Source organism: Flavonifractor sp. An112 (assembly GCF_904377885.1).
GTDB classification, from domain to species: domain Bacteria; phylum Bacillota; class Clostridia; order Oscillospirales; family Oscillospiraceae; genus Flavonifractor; species Flavonifractor avicola.
Window position 1 is genome coordinate 1 of the sequence record NZ_CAJFGT010000045.1, and the last position, 21,573, is coordinate 21,573.

15 protein-coding genes are annotated in these 21,573 nt (G+C 64.5%); 3 read left to right on the plus strand and 12 right to left on the minus strand.

The genetic code is table 11. The features are described 5' to 3' along the window. Positions 1-41: 41 nt before the first annotated feature. The 5 genes from IHN22_RS08115 to secA form a co-directional block, all read right to left on the minus strand. Positions 42-1,427, minus strand: a complete 1,386-nt coding sequence (locus IHN22_RS08115; RefSeq protein WP_191434665.1) for a TrpB-like pyridoxal phosphate-dependent enzyme — start codon at positions 1,425-1,427, stop codon at positions 42-44. A 418-nt stretch (positions 1,428-1,845) separates the two neighbouring features. Next, positions 1,846-4,476 carry a cation-translocating P-type ATPase gene (locus IHN22_RS08120; protein WP_191434667.1) on the minus strand — a complete coding sequence of 877 codons (2,631 nt, stop codon included), beginning with the start codon at positions 4,474-4,476 and terminating at the stop codon, positions 1,846-1,848. Between the two features lie 135 nt (positions 4,477-4,611). Next, positions 4,612-6,156 carry an ABC transporter substrate-binding protein gene (locus tag IHN22_RS08125; protein WP_191434669.1) on the minus strand — a complete coding sequence of 515 codons (1,545 nt, stop codon included), beginning with the start codon at positions 6,154-6,156 and terminating at the stop codon, positions 4,612-4,614. A 220-nt stretch (positions 6,157-6,376) separates the two neighbouring features. Further along, positions 6,377-7,189, minus strand: coding sequence for a peptidoglycan editing factor PgeF (gene pgeF, locus IHN22_RS08130; protein WP_191434671.1), 813 nt, complete (start codon positions 7,187-7,189; stop codon positions 6,377-6,379). Positions 7,190-7,411: 222 nt separating this feature from the next. Next, positions 7,412-10,159, minus strand: a complete 2,748-nt coding sequence (gene secA, locus IHN22_RS08135) for a preprotein translocase subunit SecA (RefSeq protein ID WP_191434672.1) — start codon at positions 10,157-10,159, stop codon at positions 7,412-7,414. 304 nt (positions 10,160-10,463) lie between these two features. Here secA and IHN22_RS08140 point away from each other — a divergent pair, with 304 nt between their 5' ends. The 3 genes from IHN22_RS08140 to IHN22_RS08150 all read left to right on the plus strand — a co-directional run bounded on the left by IHN22_RS08140 (position 10,464) and on the right by IHN22_RS08150 (position 13,913). Further along, positions 10,464-10,874, plus strand: a complete 411-nt coding sequence (locus IHN22_RS08140) for an XRE family transcriptional regulator (RefSeq protein WP_191434674.1) — start codon at positions 10,464-10,466, stop codon at positions 10,872-10,874. Beyond that, positions 10,871-12,751 (plus strand): serine/threonine protein kinase, encoded by a 1,881-nt coding sequence (locus tag IHN22_RS08145; protein WP_191434675.1) that lies wholly within the window; start codon positions 10,871-10,873, stop codon positions 12,749-12,751. The genes IHN22_RS08140 and IHN22_RS08145 overlap by 4 nt, the downstream gene beginning before the upstream one ends. Positions 12,752-12,878: 127 nt before the next feature. Next, the gene (locus tag IHN22_RS08150) at positions 12,879-13,913 is read left to right on the plus strand and encodes a stalk domain-containing protein (RefSeq protein ID WP_191434677.1); all 1,035 of its coding nucleotides are present in this window, start codon (positions 12,879-12,881) and stop codon (positions 13,911-13,913) included. Positions 13,914-13,983: 70 nt separating this feature from the next. On the opposite strand, the gene mfd is transcribed toward IHN22_RS08150, so the two are convergent. The 7 genes from mfd to prs all read right to left on the minus strand — a co-directional run. Then, entirely contained in the window at positions 13,984-17,502 is a 3,519-nt protein-coding gene (gene mfd, locus IHN22_RS08155) for a transcription-repair coupling factor (protein WP_191434678.1), read from the minus strand. A 69-nt stretch (positions 17,503-17,571) separates the two neighbouring features. Beyond that, a complete protein-coding gene (locus tag IHN22_RS08160) occupies positions 17,572-17,817 on the minus strand; it encodes a phosphopantetheine-binding protein (RefSeq protein ID WP_300986020.1) in 246 nt (81 codons plus the stop codon). Then, positions 17,814-19,157, minus strand: coding sequence for an AMP-binding protein (locus tag IHN22_RS08165; RefSeq protein ID WP_191434680.1), 1,344 nt, complete (start codon positions 19,155-19,157; stop codon positions 17,814-17,816). Before IHN22_RS08165 ends, IHN22_RS08160 begins: the two co-directional genes overlap by 4 nt. Before the next feature lie 12 nt (positions 19,158-19,169). Further along, on the minus strand, positions 19,170-20,000 hold the full coding sequence (locus IHN22_RS08170) for a VanW family protein (protein ID WP_191434682.1): 831 nt from the start codon (positions 19,998-20,000) through the stop codon (positions 19,170-19,172). A 123-nt stretch (positions 20,001-20,123) separates the two neighbouring features. After that, entirely contained in the window at positions 20,124-20,579 is a 456-nt protein-coding gene (locus IHN22_RS08175; protein ID WP_191434683.1) for a GNAT family N-acetyltransferase, read from the minus strand. Between the two features lie 7 nt (positions 20,580-20,586). Further along, positions 20,587-21,183, minus strand: a complete 597-nt coding sequence (gene pth / locus IHN22_RS08180; protein WP_191434685.1) for an aminoacyl-tRNA hydrolase — start codon at positions 21,181-21,183, stop codon at positions 20,587-20,589. Between the two features lie 68 nt (positions 21,184-21,251). Further along, positions 21,252-21,573, minus strand: a 322-nt coding sequence (prs, locus tag IHN22_RS08185; RefSeq protein ID WP_191434687.1) for a ribose-phosphate diphosphokinase, incomplete at its 5' end; no start/stop codon positions are given.

Genomic DNA, 21,573 nt, shown 5'->3' on the forward strand with positions numbered 1-21,573 from the left:
AAACGGGCCAGCTGCAAGTTTCTTGCAGCTGGCCCGTCCGGTCAGATCCCTTTATTTTGAGGAATGTCAGGCAGGGAGTCAAAGCCCTTTTGCAGATCCTCGTCGGTGGGAATATAGTCGGTCATCTTGCCGGTGAGGTAGTTCTCATAGGCGGTCATATCGAAGTAGCCGGTGCCCGTGAGGCCGAAGAGGATGGTCTTTTCCTCGCCGCTCTCCTTACACTTGAGGGCCTCGTCGATGGCTCCCTTGATGGCATGGGCGGACTCGGGGGCGGGCAGGATAGTCTCCTGCTTGGCGAAGAGCACCGCCGCCTCAAAGACGCGGGTCTGCTCGTAGGCCACCGCCTCCATGTGCCCGTCGTGGTACAGCTTGGAGAGGACGGGGCTCATGCCGTGGTAGCGCAGGCCCCCGGCGTGGTTGGCGGAGGGGATGAAGCCGCAGCCCAGGGTATACATCCGGGCCAGAGGGGTCACCCTGCCGGTGTCACAGAAATCGTAGGCGTACTTGCCCCGGGTGAGGGAGGGGCAGGAGGCGGGCTCCACCGCCACGATGCGGGGGTTCTTCACGCCCTTCAGCTTGTCGGCCATGAAGGGGGCGATGAGGCCCCCCAGGTTGGAGCCGCCGCCGGCGCAGCCCACCACCACGTCGGGGTACTCCCCCAGCTGCTCCATGGCGATCTTGGACTCCAGGCCGATGATGGACTGGTGGAGGAGCACCTGGTTGAGCACGCTGCCCAGCACATAGCGCTTGGTGCCGCCGCTGTTGAGGGCGGCCTCCACCGCCTCGGAGATGGCGCAGCCCAGGCTGCCGGTGGTGCCCGGGTTCTCCGCCAGGATCTTGCGGCCTACCTCGGTGAGGTTGGAGGGGGACGGGGTCACGTCGGCGTCAAACACCCCCATCACCGCCTTGCGGAAGGGCTTCTGCTCGTAGGAGCACTTTACCATAAACACGTCGCAGGTCAGCCCGAAGTAGGAACAGGCCTCGCTGAGGGCGGTGCCCCACTGGCCGGCTCCCGTCTCGGTGGTGACGCCAGTGAGGCCCTGCATCTTGGCGTAGTAAGCCTGAGCCACGGCGGAGTTGAGCTTGTGGGACCCGGAGGTGTTGTTGCCCTCAAACTTGTAGTAGATCCTGGCCGGGGTGCCCAGGGCGCGCTCCAGGTTGTAGGCCCGGATCAGAGGCGAAGGCCGGTACATTTTGTAGACCTCCTGGATCTCCTCCGGGATGCCGATAAACTCGGTAGTGCCGTCCAGCTCCTGCTTGGCAAGCTCGGTGCAGAAGATGGGGGCCAGATCGTCCACCCCCAGGGGCTGGAGGGTGGCGGGGTGAAGCATAGGGTCGGGCTGCTCTGCCATGGCGGAGCGCAGGTTGAACCAACGCTGTGGCATCTGGTCTTCGGTGAGGTACAGGCGGTGAGGGATCTTGGTCATGTTCATGCACTCCTTCAAGTCTGGTTTTGCGGGAGAGGGCATGAATTTTTTCTGCAAGGCAGGCATGAAAAAACGCCCTCGTCCCAAAGATTCTCTGGGACAAAGGCGTGATAAAAACCTCTGCGGTGCCACCCGGATTGACGCATTCAAACAATGCGCCCGCTCACTTTCGCGTGCCTGCCAGCACACGCTCCCCTGATAACGGGTGGAGTCCCCGTCGCGCTACTCGGTTTCCCTTTCGCAAAGCCCTCAAAAGTCCATTCACCCGGACGCCGCCTGCCGCGATCCCACCACCCGCGGCTCTCTGTGAGGCCTTGATACCGGACTACTCCTCTTTCTCATCGGTTTGATGATTTAGTTTGGCATAGTATACCGCCCCGTTTTCTCTTTGTCAAGGGGTAATTTTGATTTTTTTGCGCTACCGGCCCGCCGCCGCCTTGGCGGCGCTCACCCGCTTGCCCGGCTTGTGGCTGCGGCGGAAGGCCTTGGCCGCCTCGCACACCACCACCGGCGTTACCGCCAAACCGGCCACCACCCCCCAGGCCCGGGGGGACAGGGACACGGTAGAGAATACCGTTTGCAGCGGGGGCACCAGCAGCACCGCCAGCTGCATGGCAAGGCCGATGAGGAAGGCTTTGTTCATAGCCGGGTTGGAGGTCACCCCCAGCCGAAGGAGGGACGCCTCCTCACTGCGCACGTCAAAGGCGTGGAAGAGCTGGCACAGGGTCAGGGTAGCGAAGGCCATGGTGTTGCCCGCCGCCAGGGAGCAGCCCGGCAGCACCCAGGCCCCCAGCACATAGGCCGCCAGGGTAAGGGCCCCCACCATTACCCCCTGCCAGGCCAGCCGGAAGGCAAAGCCGTGGGCAAAGAGGGACTCCCCCGCCTGCCGGGGCGGCCGGTCCATCACCCCCGGCTCCACCGGCTCCACCCCCAGGGCCAGAGCGGGCAGGGAGTCGGTGACCAGATTGAGCCACAGCAGCTGGACCGGGGCCAGGGGCATCTCCGGAAACCGGAACAGGGTGGCCAGGGCGATGGTCAGAATCTCGCCGATGTTGCAGGAGAGCAGGTAGTGGATGGCCTTTTTGATGTTGGCGTAGATGCCTCTCCCCTCCTCCACCGCCGAGACGATGGTAGCGAAGTTGTCGTCGGTGAGGATCATGTCCGCCGCCCCACGGGCCACGTCGGTGCCTCCCTTGCCCATGGCGCAGCCGATGTCGGCGGCCTTGAGGGCGGGGGCGTCATTAGTGCCGTCTCCGGTCATGGCCACCACCTTCCCCCTGGCCTGCCAGGCCTTTACAATCCGTAATTTATGTTCTGGAGATACCCGGGCGTATACCGCGAATTTGTCCACTTCCTCCTCCAGGGCGGGCTGGGGCAGAAAATCCAGGTCCTCGCCGGTGAGGGCCCGGTCCCCATCCCGGCAGATGCCCAGCTCTTTGGCCACCGCCACGGCGGTGAGCTTGTGGTCGCCGGTGATCATCACCGGCCGTACCCCCGCCTTGTAGCACTGGTCCACCGCCCGTTTCACCTCCGGCCGGGGCGGGTCCATCATGCCCAGCAGTCCCACAAAGGTGAGGCCCTGCTCCAGGCTGTCGCTGTCCAGGCTGCGGGGCTGTACCTCCACATCCTTGTAGGCCACCCCCAACACCCGCAAAGCCTTGCCCGCCATGGCCTCGTTGCGGCTGGTGATCCGCCGCAGGGCGCTCTCGGCCAACCGACACCGCCGGGCCAGCACATCGGGAGCGCCTTTCACCATCACCCGGTATCCCCCGCCCGGCCTGCTATGTACGGTGGTCATGAGTTTTCGTTCCGAATCAAAGGGAATCTCCCCTTTTCTGGGCCATTCCTCCCCTAATTTATTCTTATCCAGTCCAGCCCGTGCTGCCGCCTCCACCAGGGCGGCCTCGGTGGGATCGCCGGTACACACCGGGCTCTTCCCCTTCCAATTCAGCTCGGCATCGCCGCACAGGGCCCCGATGGTGAGGGCCAGATCCCGCTCCCCCTGGGAGGGCGTCCAGATATCCACCACCGTCATTTTGTTCTGGGTCAGGGTACCCGTTTTGTCGGAGCAGATCACCCCGGCGCACCCCAAAGTTTCCACCGCCGGCAGCTTTTTTACAATGGCCCGCCGCTTGGCCATGCGGCTCACCCCCAGGGCCAGCACAATGGAAATAATGGCGGGCAGGCCCTCAGGGATGGCGGCCACCGCCAGAGATACGGCGGTGAGGAACATTTCCAGCAGATTCCGCCCCTGGAGCAGCCCCACCCCGAACATCACCGCGCACACGCACAGGCACAGGAAGGATAATGTCTTGGAAATCTCCCCCATTTTCTTCTGTAAAGGTGTTTCACTTTCCCCCTTATCCATCAAGAGACCGGCGATATGACCCACCTCCGTATCCATTCCGGTGGCGGCTACCAGGCATGTGGCCCGGCCCCGGGTGACCACCGTGGCGGAGAGGAGCATATTGCGCCGCTCTGCCAGGGGGGTGTCGGGAGGCAGGGGCCCCAGGGCCCCCTTGCTCACCGGGGCGGACTCGCCGGTCATGGCGGACTCGTCGGCCTGGAGTCCGGCGGCCTCCAGGATGCGGCAGTCGGCGGGCACCAGGTCCCCCGCCTCCAGCCGGATCACATCGCCGGGCACCAGCCTGTCCGCCTCCACCCGGGTGAGCACCCCGTCCCGCAGGGCGTGGGCCGCCGGGGCGGACATTTTGCTCAATGCCTCCAGAGCCTTGCGGGCGCTGTCCTCCTGGGACAGGGAGATGATGGCGTTGACCGCCACGATGCCCAGAATGATGGCGGCGTCCAGCCAATCCTCTCCCCCGCTGGCCCACAGGGACAGGGCCGCCGCTACCAGCAGCACCAAAATCATGGGGTCCTTCAGCTGCCCCAGCAGCCGGGCCGGAAAGGACTTGTCCTTCTTGCGCGCCAGCCTGTTGGGTCCGTGGGACACCAGCCGCCGGGCGGCCTCCGCCCCGGTCAGCCCGCCCTGATTGCTCCTCAATTCCTCCAGCGCCTGCTTGGCGCTGCACGCATACCACTGTGTCATGGTGACCGCTCCTCGCCTGTTTGTTTTCCAGCTTTTGGATACAGTATAGCAGGCCTGTCCCCCGGAAATGGGGGAAACCTGGCGGGGCGGACAAGCAAAAAAGCGGCCCCCGCGTACTGCGGGGGCCGCCGTGGCTCATTGGCCGATCTCCCAGTAGGCAAACTGGAAGAACAGATTCTGTTGGGTGGGGGTCATGTTGGAGACGGCGTTCCACTGGCTGAGCACCGACCAGTTTTTGAAGCAGATCACCGCGAAGGGGGGCTCCTCCGCCAGCCGGGCGTATAGCTGCCGGGCGCTGAGGTCCCGGCTCTGGCCGTTGGTGGCCCGGTAGGTCTGGAGCAGCTGGGTGGCCTGGGCGTCGCTGTAGCCCCCGTAGTTGAGGGTCCCTCCGGCGGTGATGAGGGGGGTGAGGTCAAAGTCGGCGGTGAGCCGCACTTCCCCCAGGTAAAGGTCGAACTTGCCGCTCTGGAGGGCGGAGACATAGGCGTCCCAGTCCAGCTTGGTGAGGGTGGCCCGGATGCCCAGATCGTTGAGGCCGTTGACCAGATGCTGAGCTGCCGCCACCCGGTCCTGATTTTCGGCGGACACTACCAGCTCCAGGCTGAGGGTCTGCCGTCCGTTGACCCAGCCGCTGTCGGTGGCAGTCCAGCCCGCGGCGGTGAGGGCCTCGGCCACCGCCTGGGAGGAGTAACTGAGGGCGGAGGCCTGATCCTCATGGTAGAGGGCGCTGCCGGGGTGGACCGGCAGGGCGGCAGGCTGAGCGTGGCGGGAGAAGATGGCGGTGGATACCGACTCCCGGTCAAAGGCCCGCAGCAGGGCCTTCCGCACCCCCGCGTCGGCGCAGGGGCCGCTGACGGTGTTGAAACCCACATACACCATGGTGGAGGTGGGATAATCCAGGGTATCAAAGGAGCCGGAGAAGCCCAGGGCATTGGTGGCGGTCAGGTCGGTGGACACCAGGGAGATCTCCTTGGTGTCGAAGGCGTGGATCAAATCGTCTGCCTCCTGAATGGCCTGGAGAGGAATGGTGTCCACCGGCAGCTTCTCCCCCTGCCACCAGCTTCCGTTGGCGGTGAGGGACAGGTCGTTGCCGCTGCCGGTGAGCACATAGGGCCCGGTGCCCAGCGGGGTGCCGCCGGTCTCCTTGACGATGGGGATGTCCAGCAGGGCTGGCAGGGACCCGTTGGCCCGGGTCAGGGTCATGGTCACCGTTCCCTCTCCCGCCGTGATGGCGCCAATGTCGGTAAACCGGGCGGAGTAAAGGGCGCTGGTGCGGGCGGTCTCCAGAGAGGAAACCACCTCCGCCGAGGTGAGGGGGCTGCCGTCGGAAAAGGTGACGCCGGAGCGCAGGGTGAAGGTCCAGGTCAGCCCATCCTCCGAGGCGGTATAACCGGAACACAGCACCTGACTGACCTCAAACTGCTGATCCAGGGCAAACAGGCCCTCATACATCAGCCCACCCAGAGACAGGTTGGTGCGGTTGCCGCCGGTGATGGGGTGGAATCCGGCCTGAGGGTAGCAGGCCAGGGTAAATTCCGCCGTCTCAGAGGTTGGGGCGGCGGAGACGGTGGGTCCCGGCGTAGGGGTAACCTCCGGCTCCGGCCCGCCGGTACAGCCCGCCAGGACCAGGCAGAGGGCGGCCCCCAGAGCAGCCAGAATCCGTCGTGTTCGTTTGTTCAAGGGCAGCCCCTCCTTGTCTGTTTGCGGTATAAAAAATGTCTTTCCGGGAATTCACTTCCCGGAAAGACACCCCGACCCGCGCCACGAGCGCGAAACCGGGGGTATCGAGCCAAGTCGCCGGCGTTTCGTCGGCACGCAGGCTCGTATCTAGGGGGTCGGAGGCGCCGGGGGCGCCTCCGATGGAAATCCAGCGGAGCCACATCCCGCTTTTGGATACCCCCTAGATGATTGCGATCATTGCCGCCTGGCTGCCCCGTTCGCCCTTGGTAACCCGGTGAGACCAGTATTTCTCCGGCAGGCAGGCGGTACAGTCGCCGGACACGGCGATGTGCTCGGGGTCCAGACCGGCGTTCTCCAGCCGCTTGGCGTTGAGAGCCTTCAGGTCCACATGGAACTTGCCGGTGGGCAGCACCTGGATGCAGTGGAGGGCGGAGGCCCCCATGGCCTCGGTCATAGCGTTGGGCACGTCCTCGTGGGTCTCAAAGCAGCACTTGGAGATGCCGGGGCCGATGGCGGCCAGAATATCCAGCCGGTCGCAGCCATAGCAGTCCACCATCCGCTCCACCGCCTTGGCGGCGATACCCAGAGCAGTGCCCCGCCAACCGGCGTGGACCGCCCCCACCACCCGGCGCACCGGGTCGTAGAGCAGAATGGGCAGGCAGTCGGCGGTAAAGACGGTGAGCACCACGCCGGGGATGTCGGTGACCAGGCCGTCGGCCTGCCAGGGCTCCGGCTCATCCAGGGCAATGCCCAGGTCGGCGGTGGTGACGGAGCGCACCGTGTCCCCGTGGACCTGGCTGGCGCACACCACACCCTTCACATCGGCGCCGATGGCGGCGCAGAAGCGGCGGTAATTCTCCGCCACTTTGTCCGGCTCGTCTCCCCGGTTCATGCTCAGGTTGAGGGAGGCAAACTTCCCCTCCGACACCCCGCCCAGCCGGGTGGAAAAGCCGTGGGCCACTCCGCCGGCGGCCTCAAAGCCGTCGCAGGACAGATAGAGCAGGCCATTTTTGTTGTGTTCGATGATGTTCATGGAGTCCTCCATCCGGAAATCGAAATCCGTTTTTCCGGAAATTCATTTTTCGGAAAAACACCACGACCCGCGCCGCGGGGCGCGAAACCGGGGGTATCAAAACCGTTGTGCCGCAAGGCGGCGCGGCGGTTTTGTATCCAGGGGGTCGGAGGCGCCGGGGGCGCCTCCGATAGAAGTCCAGCGCAGCCACACTTCACTTTTGGGATACCCCCTGGACGGTCCTCAGTCCTCTTCGTGCATCCCGCAGCACTTCTTGTACTTCTTGCCGCTGCCGCAGGGGCAGGGATCGTTGCGGCCGGGCTTCTTGCCCTTCTTGACGGGCTGCTTCTTTACGGTGCCGTCGGCGCCGGCGCTCTCGCCGGTGACCTTGGCCACCCGCTCGCGCTTGACGGTGGAGCCCACCTGCACCCGGGCCAGGAAGATCCGGCGGAGGGTCTCCTCCTGGATGGCGGCGATCATGCGCTCGAACATCTCGTAGCCCTCGCGCTTGTACTCCACCACAGGGTCGTTCTGGCCGTAAGCCCGCAGGCCGATGCCCTGACGCAGCTCCTGCATGGCGTCGATGTTGTCCATCCAGTACTCGTCCACCACCCGGAGCATCATCACCCGCTCCAGCTCACGCATGAGGGGCTCGCCCAGCTCAGCTTCCTTCTTGCTGTAGACCTCGGTGGCCTTCTCCAGCAGCAGCTCCTCCAGCTGGGAGGCGTCGTACTTCTGCAGCTCCTCGTCGTCGAACTTGTAGTCCTCGGGGGTGAGGAACAGCCCTCTGAACTGGGCGCACACCTCCCGCCAGTTCTCGGCGTCCATGTGCTTCTGCTCGCCCATGTGGGCCGCCACCTCGTTGGAGATGACGGTGGACAGCATGGTCTGAACGGCCTCCTTCAGGTTCTCGCCGTCCAGCACCTTCCGGCGCTGCTCGTAGATGACCTGGCGCTGGGTGTTCATCACGTCGTCGTACTCCAGCACCGTCTTACGGGTCTGGAAGTTCCGGGACTCCACCTGCTTCTGGGCGTTCTCAATGACGTTGGACAGCATCTTGGAGTCCAGGGGGGTGTCCTCGTCCACACCCAGCCGGTCCATCATGCCCATGACCCGCTCGGAGCCGAACAGACGCATGATGTCGTCCTGGAGGGAGAGGAAGAACCGGCTCTCGCCGGGGTCACCCTGACGGCCGGCACGGCCCCGCAGCTGATTGTCAATGCGGCGGGACTCGTGGCGCTCGGTGCCCAGAATGAACAGGCCGCCGGCGGCACGGACCTTCTCGGCCTCCTCCTTGATCTCGTCCTTATACTTGGCCTCCGCCTCGGTAAACATCCGGCGGGCCTCCAGGATCTCCTGGTTGTCGGTATCGGCAAAGCCGGTGGACTCGGCGATGAGCTCGTCGGACAGTCCGGCCTTCCGCAGTTCGGCCTTGGCCAGGAACTCGGCGTTGCCGCCCAGCAGAATATCGGTACCACGGCCGGCCATGTTGGTGGCCACGGTGACGGCGCCCAGCTTGCCGGCCTGAGCCACGATCTCGGCTTCCTTCTCGTGGAACTTGGCGTTCAGCACGTTGTGGCGTATGCCCTTGCGCTTGAGCATCTCGGAGATCTGCTCCGACTTCTCGATGGAGATGGTGCCCACCAGCACGGGCTGGCCCTTGGCGTGGCACTCCTCGATCTGCTTGATGATGGCCCGGTATTTGCCGGCCTCGGTCTTGTACACCACATCGGGGTTGTCGATGCGGGCCAGGGGCTTGTTGGTGGGGATCTCCACAATGTCCAGGGAGTAGATGGTGCCGAACTCCTCCTCCTCGGTCATGGCGGTACCGGTCATGCCGGACAGCTTGTGATACAGGCGGAAGTAGTTCTGGAAGGTGATGGTGGCCAGGGTCTTGGACTCCCGGGCCACGGTGACCCCCTCCTTGGCCTCGATGGCCTGATGGAGACCCTCGTTGTAGCGGCGGCCGTACATGAGGCGGCCGGTGAACTCATCCACGATGATGACCTCGCCGTCCTTCACCACATAGTCGATGTCCCGCTTCATCAGGCCCCGGGCCTTGATGGCCTGGTTGATGTGGTGGGACAGAGTGGTGTTCTCCGGGTCGGCCAGGTTCTCGATCTGGAACTGCTGCTCGGCCTTGGCAATGCCACGGGCGGTGAGGGTGACGGTGCGGGCCTTCTCATCCACGATGTAGTCGGCGTCCACGTCCGGGTCCTCTTCCTCCTTGGTGTCCACCTTGGCCACCCGCTGGCCCTTCAGGCGGGCCACGAAGGCGTCCACAATGGTGTACAGCTGGGTGGACTTGTCACCCTGGCCGGAAATGATGAGGGGGGTACGGGCCTCGTCGATGAGGATGGAGTCCACCTCGTCCACGATGGCAAAGGCGTGGCCCCGCTGCACCATCTCGGTGGCGTAGATGCACATATTGTCCCGCAGGTAGTCGAAGCCGAACTCGTTGTTGGTGCCGTAGGTGATGTCGGCGGCGTAGGAGGCCTTGCGGTCCTTGGGCTGGATGTCGTGGATCACCAGACCCACGGTGAGGCCCATGAAGCGGTAGACCTTGCCCATCCACTCAGAGTCACGCTTGGCCAGGTAGTCGTTGACGGTGACGATGTGGACACCCTCGCCGGCCAGGGCGTTGAGGTAGGCGGGCAGGGTGGCCACCAGGGTCTTGCCTTCGCCGGTCTTCATCTCGGCGATACGGCCCTGATGGAGGATGATGCCGCCGATGAGCTGCACCCGGTAGGGCTTCATACCCAGCACACGCCAGGCCGCCTCCCGGCAGGCGGCAAAGGCTTCGGGCAGGATATCGTCCAGGGTCTCGCCATTGGCCAGACGCTCTTTAAATTCAGGAGTCTTGGCCTTGAGCTGCTCATCGGTGAGCTTGGAGTACTCCTCGTCCAGGGCCTCGATCTTGTCCACGATGGGTTTGATGGCCTTGAGCTCCTTGGCGGAGCTGGTGCCGAACAGCTTTTTCAACAGTCCCATGTGATTGTTTCACCTTTCTGATCTTCCACAGCGCAAAACGCGGCTGTTGACATTGATTCAGTTTCCTAGTATAGCATAACCCCTGAAAAGAAAAAAGAGTAAATTGTGAACAAATTGCATGATCTACCCTTTTCTGTTCCAGATCGCGGATCTTATTCTCTTTATGCAAAAAGTGTGCAATTCTGCACACCTGCCGGTGGAGAAACTATGATACACTCTTTCCAAGTCCCCGACCGGGTAGTATAATGGATGACAGTTACCTTTTTGTAAATTGTTTCTATCCCATAAAGAAAGGAGGGGCGCTGTGAAAACCACGGATGAACTGCGCAATGCCATCCGCTCGTCCTCGGATCCCGCCATGCTGGCGGGGGGCGCTTTTACGCCGCCGGACTTCACTTTTTATCTGTGCAACCTGCTGGAGCGGCGGGGCTGGCTGGTGAAGGACGCCATCCGGGCCTGCTATCTGGAGCGGTCCTACGGCTACCAGCTCTTTAACGGCACCCGTCCTCCCACCCGCACCTTTTTGCTTCGGCTGGCTCTGGCCCTGGACCTGGGGGAGGAGGAGACCCAGAAGCTGCTCACCCGCTGCGGCAAGGCCTCCCTCTATCCCCGCAGCCGGTTTGACGCGGCGGTGCTCTACGGCCTGACCCACCACCTAACCCTGGAGGAGACCGACGAGCTGCTCCTCTCTCTGGGAGAAGGGGGGCTTCTGTGAGCCGCACCGAGGAATTCCGCAATCATTACCGGCAGGTGGTGGACAGTCTGGCCCTGCCTGACCGCATTGCTCTGGTCTACCGGCCGGAGGCCTGTCTGGCGGAGCGGGAAAGCCGCAGCGTGTGGCTCCTCCGCCGCCGGTGCGACGAGGCTCCCTATGTGCTCAAGATTGCCCGGGAGGGGGGCGAGGACCTGGAGGAGGAGTTCCGGCTGCTCACTCAGCTCTACCCCGCTCTGGCGGGCCGTGTGCCTTTGGCCGCTGACTGCTTCCGGCAGGAAGAGACCGTCTATCTGGTCCGCAGCTACCTGCCCGGGCAGTCTCTGACCCGTTATCTGGACCGCACCGGCCCCTGTGACGAGGCAAGCTGCCGTCAGATGGGGCTGAAGCTTTTATCCCTGCTGGACCAGCTCCACCGGATGGACCCGCCCATCATCCACCGGGATATCAAGCCGGACAACATCATCATAGGACCCGACGGAGATGTGGGGCTCATTGACTTCGGCATCGCCCGACAGTACAAGCCCCACCGGGACAGCGACACCCGCATTATGGGCAGCTCGGTCACCGCCGCCCCCGAGCAATACGGCTTTGCCCAGACCGACGAGCGCACCGACCTGTACGCCCTGGGCGCCACCCTGATTTGGACCCTCACCGGCTCCTACGACCGGGACAGTCTGGAGGCGGCTCCGGTATCCCGGCAGCTGAAGGGGGTCCTGCGCAAATGCACTGCCTTCAGTCCCGAAGACCGCTACCCCACCGCCGCAGCACTGAAGGACGGGCTGGGCGGCAAGGCCCGCGGGAGGCAGCGCAAACTCTTAGCGGCGGTCTGTGCCCTGGCCCTGTGTCTGGGGGCCGCCGGAGCTGTGGCTCTTCCCCGAATGCAGGGGTCCCAGCCGGTGGAATTTTCCTCCTACTGCCTGGAGCTGGCGGTGCGGGAGGAGCTGGACCGCCCCGACGGGGAGGTCACCTACAGCGACCTGGAGCAGGTGGAGCGGCTGGCTCTGCTGGGCAATGAGGTGCTGGAGGACCCCTCGTCCTACTCCTATTATATGAATGATATGACTGGCGATACCTCCCGGGGAGATGTGTCCGACCTGTCCTTGCTGGCCAGTATGCCCAACCTGAAGGAAGTATGGCTGTGCCGGCAGCAGATCTCCGACCTGTCCCCCCTGGAGGGGCTGCCCATCACCACCCTGGTGCTGTGCGACAACTCCATTGAGGACCTGTCTCCCCTCTCCTCCCTCACCAGCCTGAGCACCCTGTGGCTGGGGGGCAACACCCCCTCCGACCTGCCCCCGCTGGCGGGGCTCACCAGGCTGCGGGACCTGAATCTGGACGGAGTGGGCGACAGCGGCCAGCTCACCCCCCTGGACAGCCTGGCCCCCCTGTCCGGACTACCTCTGGTCCGTCTGTCCCTGGGCTGGCGGACGGTGTCCGACGGAGACTGGTCGGTACTGGGTACCCTGCCCCTGCTGGAGGAGCTCAGTCTGTGGGGGCCGCCGGAGGAGGCGGTGTCCGCCCTGGTGGAGCGGGACCAGCTGCCCATTCTCAACATGGGCCTGCTGCCCTGTGAGGACCTGTCCATTCTGGCGGGCTGCCCGGTGGTGGACCTGCGTCTCCACGCCGGACAGAACTCCCTGGAAGGCGCGGGAGACCTGCCCCGGCTGCGCAACCTGGGGCTGTTCAGCTCCAACGTCACCGACCTCTCCCCCCTGGCAGAAGCCAAACTGCTGGAGACCTTCTGCTTCAACGGCCCCGCCCTCCCCGACTTTTCCCCCCTGTCCGCCCTGCCCCGGCTCAATACGGTGCTGGTGCCCCAGTCCATGACGGTGGCGGCGGAAGCGGCCTGCCCCGGCCGGGTCAGCCTGCTGGGTTAACCCTAGTACCGGTTCCAACGCAAGTGTGCTGTTATGCACACCACTTTTGCACAGTACTGTGGTATGCTGGTTTCAACTCCCAAAAACGGGCAGTTCAGACCCGCAGTTTACGAAAGGAAGTGTCTCTATGAAGAAAAAGACCCGCATTGCCGCCCTGGCGCTGACCCTGGTGCTGGGCACCGGCACCGCCGCCCTGGCCGCCGGTAATCTGGTCAACATCGCCGTCAATCCCGGCATGAAGCTGTCCATCGACGGCGAGGCCTTTGTGCCCACCGACGTCAACGGCAAGGAAGTGGATGTATTTGCCTACAACGGCACCACCTATGTGCCCATCCGTGCCATCAGTGAGGCCTTTGGCAAGGCCGTCAGCTACGACGCCTCCACCCAGACCGCCGTCATCCAGTCGGTGCTGCCCCCCTATGACCCCGACCAGGTGGAGTATGTGCTCTCCTACGCTCCCGAGACCTACACCGACGAAAGCGGCAACCCGCAGACCTGGTACAACGGCGTGGGCTACGAGTTCCGCTGGTGGCTGCCCGAGGAGCAGCAGAACAGCAGCTTTACCGTCAAGCAGGTGTCCGGCCAGCTGCCCGACGGCATCACCCTGGTGGGCGACCACCTGGAGGGCGAGTGCCAGGGCGTGGCTGAGACCGACGTCACCTTTACCGTCACCCCCAGAAACGGCGAGGCCGTCACCCGCACCCTCCACTTCCAGTTCATGGAGCCTGATGAATTTGCGGTGGCTCCCGTCATCCTCTGGGGCAAGGTGGGCGATCGCGTGGACCGGGCCGGCATCAACTCCTTCTTTGACGGCATCTTCTACACCGCCGACGACCTGACCGCCGACCGGGAGATCCCCGGCTCCTCCCCCATCGGCACCCAGGAGGCCCTGGACGCCCTGGCGGAGTACGGCCTGTCCCTGGACTACGAGGTCCAGGAGAATGAGGACGGCTACCGCTGGGCCGACAAGTACCTGACCGGCACCTTTACCCAGGCCACCGACGGCTGGGTGAAGATCTCCATCCCGGTATACGCCACTGCCGGTTCCTCCAACCCGGACTTCCCCATGGAGGAGAATTTCTGGTACGCCAACGATGCCGACGGCAATCCCTATGTGGTGTCCGGCACTGTGGACGTGTATCTGAACATCGTCGGCTTCTGATCCCGATCCCATCTTTCTTTCCCTATACAGAAGGGGCCCGGCGCAATGCGCCGGGCCCCTTCTGCCTGTTTTACGGTTGGTCTGCCGGGCTTTGCGCCCCGGTCTTGCCGTAGTCCCCCATTACCTTCCGGCCCCACTTCAGGGGGTCCTCCCCCTTCTTGAGCCGCAGGGCCAGGTAGGGCTTCTCTCCGGCGGAGAAGAGCAGCCGCCCCCGGTAGTGCTCCAGAGCGCACAGGGCGCTCACCCGCTGGAGGTCAAAGCCGTCCAGGTAGAATTGCAGGCCGCCTCCCTGCTGGCGGATCTGCACCACCCCATTCTCGGCGGCAGCCGCCCGCAGCAGAGCCACCGAGATCAGGTTGTTCACCGTCCGGGGCGGGTCGCCGTAGCGGTCGATGAGCTCGTCGGTCACGTCGTCGGCGTCGGCCTCGGTGCGGATGGCGGCAATGCGCCGGTACAGGTCCATCCGCTCCTCCGGGGAGGGGACGTACCGGTCGGGGATGGAGGCCGCCACACTGAGGTCGGCGGCGCACTCGGTGCGCTTGGGGATGGGCTCGCCCCGCTCCTCCAGCACCGCCTCCTCCAGCAGCCGCAGGTACATATCGTAGCCCACGCTGAGCATGAAGCCGGACTGCTCCGGGCCCAGGATGTTGCCCGCCCCCCGGATCTCCAAGTCACGCATGGCAATCTTGAAGCCGGAGCCGAACTCGGCAAACTCCCGGATGGCCCCCAGCCGCTTGGAGGCCACCTCGGTGAGCACCTTCCCCTGCCGGTAGGTGAGATAGGCGAAGGCCCGGCGGGTGGACCGGCCCACCCGGCCTCTGATCTGGTGGAGCTGGGCCAGGCCCATCTTGTCCGCGTCCTCGATGATGAGGGTGTTGGCGTTGGCGATGTCAATGCCGGTCTCGATGATGGTGGTGCACACCAGCACATCCACCTCGCCCTCGCTCATGCGGGTCATGACCTCGTTGAGCTCCTCCTGGCTCATTTTGCCGTGGGCCACTGCCACCTCCACGTCCTCCCCCAGAATCTCCTTGATGCGGGCGGCGGTGCGGGTGATGGTATCCACCCGGTTGTGGAGGTAGTACACCTGGCCGCCCCGCTCCAGCTCCCGGCGGGCGGCATCCATCAGCACCCCCCAGTCGTGCTCCAGCACATAGGTCTGCACCGGCTGGCGGTCCATGGGGGGCTCCTCCAGGGTGGACATATCCCGGATGCCCGAGAGGGCCATATTCAGGGTGCGGGGAATAGGGGTGGCCGACAGGGTAAGCACGTCCACCTGCTTGGACAGCTCCTTGAGCCGCTCCTTGTGCTGGACGCCGAAGCGCTGCTCCTCGTCGATGACCAGCAGTCCCAGGTCCTTGAATTTTACGTCCTTCTGGAAGAGCCGGTGGGTGCCGATCAAAAGGTCGATCTGCCCGGCTTCCAGCCGCCGCAGGGTCTCCTTCATCTGGGCGGCGGTGCGGAACCGGCTCACTACGTCGATCTCCACCGGGTACTTGGCAAAGCGCTGCTTGGCCGACAGGTAGTGCTGCCGGGCCAGCACGGTGGTGGGCACCAGAATGGCGGCCTGCTTGCCGTCCAGCACGCACTTCATAATGGCCCGGAAGGCCACCTCGGTCTTGCCGTAGCCCACGTCGCCGCACAGCAGCCGATCCATGGGCCGGGCGGTCTCCATGTCCCGCTTGATCTCGGCGATGCACCGCAGCTGGTCGTCGGTCTCGGCGTACTCGAACTGCTCCTCAAATTCGTGCATCCACTCCGAGTCGGGGGAGAAGGCAAAGCCGGGCTGCCGCTGCCGCTGGGCGTACAGCTGGATTAAGCCCTTGGCCAGGTCCTTCACCGCCTTCTTGGCCTTGGACTTGGCCCGCTCCCAGTCGCCGCCCCCCAGCTTGGACAGCTTGCGCTTCTCGTTGGCGTCCTCGCCGCCGCCGATATACTTGCTCACCAGGTCCAGCTGGGTGGCGGGGACGTACAGAATGTCGGTGCCGGCATAGGCGATCTTTACATAGTCCTTCTCAATGCCGTCCACCACTTTCTTGGTCATCTCCACGAACCGGCCCACACCGTGGTGCTCGTGGACCACCAGGTCCCCGGGGGACAGGTCGGCATAGGATTTCAGCTTCTGCCGGTTGGTGGCGGGCTTGCTCCGGCGGCGCTTGCCCAGGGCGGACTGGCCCTCGGTGAGCACCGCCAGCCGCCCCACCGGGTACTCCATACCGGCGGTGACGCCCCCCACGGCAATGACCGCTTTGCCGTAGCCGGGCAGGTCGTGAAGCTCAAAGTCCACGGCGGTGGTCATCTTCTGCTCCCGCAGCAGGGCCTGGAGGTTGAGGGCCCGCTGCTGGCTGCTCACCAGCACCACGGTGCGGAAGCCCTCGGAGACGTAATGGGCCAGGTCGGAGACGGCGGTCTCCAGACTGGCGCCGTAGGAGGGCAGCTGCTTGGCCAGCAGGTTGAGCACCGTCCGGGGCCGCCGGGGATAGGTGGAGGCGGCGAAGGCGTCCAGGTAGCACACCGGCCACTCCTCCAGCACCTGCCACAGTTCCTCGGGGGTACGGGCAAAGTCGGCCAGATCCCCCGCCAGCTCGCCCCGCTCCATCAGGGACTTGGCGTCCTCCCCCAGCTGCCACAGGTAGTTCTTCCCCCGCTCGGCCACCCGGCCGCTCTCGCTGAAAATCACTACCGCGTCCTCCGGCAGGTAGTCGGCCGCCGTGGCCATCTGGGGGTAGATGAGGCTTACATACCGGTCCATGGCCGGGAAGGAGGTACCGGCGTCCAGCCGCTCCTTGTCCTCCTCCAGGGTCTGGACCAGCTTTTCCGACCCCTTACGCTTGCGGGTACGGGCGATCAGCTTGTCCAGGCCCTCCAGCAGCCCCGCCCAGCCGCCGGGGGTGAACTGGGGCAGCACCTCGGCAGCGGGCAAAATCTCCGCCTCGCTGATGTTCTGGATGCGCCGCTGGGTGTCCGGGTCAAAGAAGCCCATGGCGTCCACTTCGTCCCCGAAGAACTCCACACGCACCGGCTTCTGGTGGGCGGGCGAAAAGAAGTCCAGAATACCTCCTCGCAGGGCGAACTGGCCCACGCCCTCCACCTGCTGGCACCGGGCGTACCCGGCGGCGGTGAGGGTGTCGGTGAGCTCGTTCAGGTCATGGGCCTCCCCCATCCGCACCACCTGGGCCGCCTGGGTGAGCAGGGTCTTGGGGATGGTGCGCTGAAGGAGAGACTCCACCGTACACACCAGCAGGGGGCACTCCCCCGCCGCCAGAGCACGCAGGACAGACAGACGCCGGTGCTCATACTGCCGGGACACCACCGCCGCGTTGTGGAAGGTGAACTCCCGGGCGGACAGGGTGGCCACCTTTTCCCCGGAGAGAGCGGCCAGATCCTTCTCCATCCGCTGGGCCTCCCCCTCGTCGGCGCACACCACCACCACCGGCCGCTCCAGCTCCTGGTGGAGCCCGGCGGCAAAGTGGGCCCGGTGGACCGCCGACAAGCCGGAGAAGGCCACCGGGCAGGCCCCGTTGTCAATGGCCGCCGTCAGGGCACAATATTCCGGGATATCCTTCAGCGCGGACAGCAGTTGTTTCATGGTACACCTCGAAGATATAGAAAAATTTGGAAGTTATAAGCGCACCTTACCCCGGTGCAGGGGCCCGCCTCAGGGGGCGGCACTCTCCGCCTGGCGGCAGAGGGCCAGAATGCCCTCCACCGTACGGAAGGCATCCCTGGGCACCCGGGTGGGCTGAATCTGGATGCCCAGATCCTCCAGCCCCTCCAGCAGGTCGATCATGGCCAGGGAGTCCAGGATGCCCTCCTCCAGCAGGTCGGCTCCGGGGCGGAGGGCGTCCTTGGTACCGCAGACCTGCACCAGCAGATCCCGGATCACATCGTCACCCATCATCATAACATCTCCTCCAGCCGTTTCCGGTCGCATTTTCCGTTGGGGGTCAGGGGCAGCCGGTCCAGCAGCCGCCACTGGCCGGGGATCTGGTAGGGGGGCAGCCGGTCCGCCAGGGCCTGAGCCAGTTTCTCGGGCTCCAGCCCGGTCCCCTCCACAAAGGCGGTCAGGCCCTTCACCTGTCCCGCCCCATCCCGCCGGGGGAGCACCGCCGCCCGCTCCACCTGGGGCAGAGCCTCCAGTTCCCCCTCAATGCGGGCGGGCTCCAGCCGGTACCCCTTGTACTTCAGCTGCAAATCCCGCCGCCCCGCCCAGTAGAGCAGGCCGTTTTCCACATAACCCAGGTCCCCTGTGGAATATTTGCCCCCAAACCGTGGAGAAACACTGGCTCCGGTGAGGATAATCTCCCCTTCCTCCAGAGAGATATCCACAGCCCCCTCCCCAACTGTGCCGATGGGCAGAGGCCCGCCGCACATCTCCCGGGAAATAGGAACAGCACATACGGCGCAGGTGGCCTCGGTGGGACCGTAGGCGTTGAGGAGAGCCACCCCGGGAAACCGCTCCAGCAGCCGCCGGGCGGCGGCGGGGGGCAATACCTCTCCGCAGGAAAAGACCGTCCGCAGACGGGGCAGCCGGTCGGGACCGAAGGAGGGCTCGGTCAGGCAGAGACGCAAAAAGGAGGGGGTGGCCACCAGCAGAGACAGGCCGCTGGCCTCCAGCCGGCGGAACAGAGCGGGAAAGTCCTCCTTTTCCCCTGGGGTGAGGGCCACGTGGGTGCCGCCCCCCAGCAGGGACAGATAGAGGTCGGCCACCGACAGGTCGAAGGACCAGGCAGCCTGGCCCACCGCCGTCCCGCCCAGGATGGCGGCAATATCGGGCAGGGCGGAGGCCCATTGAAGGAAGTGCTCCAGATTGCTCAGGCTCACCTCCACCAGCTTGGGCTTTCCGGTGCTGCCCGAGGTAAAGATCTCATAGGCGATGCGGTGCGGGTCATCGGGGAGCGGGCAGGACAATCCGGAGGAAAAGCCCTCCTCCGCCCTCTGCCGGTCCAGCAGAACCGCACCCGCCTGCTCCAGCAGTTCCCGCTGTCCCGCCGGGGGCAGCAGAGGGTCCAGGGGCAGATAGGGCCGCCCCGCCAGCAGGCAGGCCACAAAGGCCACCGGCACCCAAACCTCACCCGGGTCCCCCACAAGGGCCACCGGGCCGGTGCCTTCCGCCCTCAGTTTGGCCGCCAGGCCATAGGCCATGGGCCACAGTTCTCCCCAGCGGACCACTTCTTCCCCCGCCGTCAGGGCTGGCCGGTCCCCCAGAGATTCACTGTGGGCCTTGATTCGTTCCAGCAGCATAGCGGACTCCTTTCAGCGCGGTAACATCTGATCCGCCGGGATGAGGGCAGGATCAAAGAGCACTTTGGAGTGGTTGTCCAGCAGCAGCTCCCGGCCCACTTCCGCACCGGTGGCCCGGTCGCAGGTAATGCGGTAGACCTGACTTACCCGGTAGTATTCCTCTCCCTCCCGGACATAACCGCTCCCCTCCTCCCGCAGCCGGTAGCGCAGGGGGAAGAGGGCCGTCCCCCGCAGCTCGCCGCACAGGTCGTCCTCATCCAGCCACACCCGCAGCTGGACAGGCTGATCGGTGTCGTTGCGGAAGCGGTAATCCACATGGGGATAAAAGATGGAGGTGCCGGTGCCGAAGGGCACCCGGCGGCGGTCGTCGGGAAAGAGGGCGTCCGAGTGGTGGTGCAGCTCGGTGACGGTCAGGGGGCTGTGGAGCACCAGGTAGTGGATCAGGTTGGCCAGCTGGCACAGTCCGCCCCCCACCGCCCGGCCCAGGGTCCCGCTGGCGATGGTGAGTCCGTCCTGGTAGCCCTTCCGGGCGGAAGGCTTGCCCACCAGGCGCCAGAAGGAGAAGCTCTCCCCCGGCGCCACCACCACCCCGTCGATGCAGGCGGCGGCCAGGGCCAGATTGGTCCGCTTGCTGCGCTGTAGGTCCATATCCACTCCGGTCAGCCGCCGGAGCACCGGGGAGCGATGCCCCTTGAGGAGCACGGGCAGCTCCTCCTCGCACCGCCAGGTGGACCAATGTACCCCACCCCGCCGGTCAGCCAGGGCCTTGCGCGCCCCCTCTTTCCACAGGGAGATCCGGTAGCACACCGGACCACACTGACAAAACAGCCTGCGTCCCGCCATGGAGATCACCTCCCAAATCCGTCGCGCCCCCCTGTGAAAAAGGAGCGGGCGCGCCCGCTCCTTTTATCCTAGCATCCCCGGTGGGAATTGCAAGTTACGATTTGGCAACAGCGGCCCACAGGTTCACAGCCGGCGCATCATGCGCCGCTCCCGGTAGGTGGTTCCGTCAAAGGTATACTGAATCTCTCCCACGGTTTGAAAGCCCAGCTTTTCGTACAGCTGATAGGCCGCCGTATTTTCCAATTCCACATGAAGATAGAGCTCCCCCACCTTCATCTCTTCTCTCATAAAGTCCAGGAAGCGGAGCACTGCCTCTTTGCCCAGTCCTTGCCCCTGATACTGTGCGCCGATCATAAACCGGCTCATGCACCAGCCCGGAATTTCGGGGTCATAATCAAACAGGACAAAGCCCACCATAGTGTCGTCGGAATAGACGGCCCGGGTATACAGACCCTCTTCAAACCGGGCCTCCACCAAAGAGCGGGCATTATCTGCCACAAAGCCAGTCTGGTCCTCTCTCACCTTCAGACAGATGCAGTCCATGTAATTGCTTTGATCAATTTTACGAAAAGTAATCATATTTTCCTCAGCCGTTGAACTTGTTCATGGCCTTATCGGGACCTTCGGCAATGAGGCACTCCACCGCCTTGCCCGCCTTCTCAATGGCGGCGGTGATGGTCTTGAGATCCTCCCCCACAAACTTGGAGAGCACCCAGTCGGCCATGTCGTAATCGGGATGGGGCTTCTCCCCCACACCCACCTTCACCCGAGGGAACTGATCGGTGCCCAGGTGCTGAATGATATTCTTCAGGCCGTTGTGGCCACCGGCAGAGCCTCCCTTGCGGATGCGCAGCTTGCCCATGGGCAGGGACACGTCGTCGGAGATGACCAGCACATGGTCGGCGGGGATCTTGTAGAACCGGGCGGCCTCCCCCACCGCCTCGCCGGACAGGTTCATATAAGTCACCGGCTTCATGAGCAGCACCTTGGCGCCCCCCAGCTCCACCGTGTTGGTGAGGGCCCGGTACTTCAGCTTCTGCACCGGCACCCGCTGCTCCCCGGCGATGTGGTCGATGGTGAGAAAGCCCACGTTGTGCCGGGTGTTCTCGTACTTGTCCCCGGGATTGCCCAGGCCCACCACCAGCCACTCCACGCCGGAGGATCGATTTTTGTTGAAAAACATAATGGCTCCTTAAACAGGCAAAGGCGGGGGCAAGCCCCCGCCCTACCTGATGGTATGGTCAGATTTGATTACACAAACAGCTTGGAGACGGAAACTTCCTCATAGATGCGCTCGATGGCCTCGGCAAACATATGGGCCACGGACAGATACTTGATCTTGTCGCAGTTCACGCCCTCCTTGGCGGGGACGGTATCCAGGAAGTACAGCTCCTTGATGACGCTCTTCTCGATGCGCTCCACAGCGGGGCCGGAGAGTACGCCGTGGCTGGCGCAGGCGATGACGTCCACCGCACCGCCCAGCTCCACCAGGGCCTGGGCCGCGCCGCACAGGGAGCCGGCGGTGTCCACCATGTCGTCAAAGAGGATGACCTTCTTGCCCTGCACGTCGCCG

Bases quoted from the DNA above. Each gene is read 5' to 3' on its own strand.
- IHN22_RS08160 (WP_300986020.1), bottom strand. From the start codon at position 17,817: ATGATGATGGGTGACGATGTGATCCGGGATCTGCTGGTGCAGGTCTGC.
- IHN22_RS08165 (WP_191434680.1), bottom strand. From the start codon at position 19,157: ATGCTGCTGGAACGAATCAAGGCCCACAGTGAATCTCTGGGGGACCGG.
- IHN22_RS08115 (WP_191434665.1), bottom strand. From the start codon at position 1,427: ATGACCAAGATCCCTCACCGCCTGTACCTCACCGAAGACCAGATGCCA.
- IHN22_RS08175 (WP_191434683.1), bottom strand. From the start codon at position 20,579: ATGATTACTTTTCGTAAAATTGATCAAAGCAATTACATGGACTGCATC.
- IHN22_RS08120 (WP_191434667.1), bottom strand. From the start codon at position 4,476: ATGACACAGTGGTATGCGTGCAGCGCCAAGCAGGCGCTGGAGGAATTG.
- IHN22_RS08150 (WP_191434677.1), top strand. From the start codon at position 12,879: ATGAAGAAAAAGACCCGCATTGCCGCCCTGGCGCTGACCCTGGTGCTG.
- IHN22_RS08170 (WP_191434682.1), bottom strand. From the start codon at position 20,000: ATGGCGGGACGCAGGCTGTTTTGTCAGTGTGGTCCGGTGTGCTACCGG.
- secA (WP_191434672.1), bottom strand. From the start codon at position 10,159: ATGGGACTGTTGAAAAAGCTGTTCGGCACCAGCTCCGCCAAGGAGCTC.
- pgeF (WP_191434671.1), bottom strand. From the start codon at position 7,189: ATGAACATCATCGAACACAACAAAAATGGCCTGCTCTATCTGTCCTGC.
- mfd (WP_191434678.1), bottom strand. From the start codon at position 17,502: ATGAAACAACTGCTGTCCGCGCTGAAGGATATCCCGGAATATTGTGCC.
- pth (WP_191434685.1), bottom strand. From the start codon at position 21,183: ATGTTTTTCAACAAAAATCGATCCTCCGGCGTGGAGTGGCTGGTGGTG.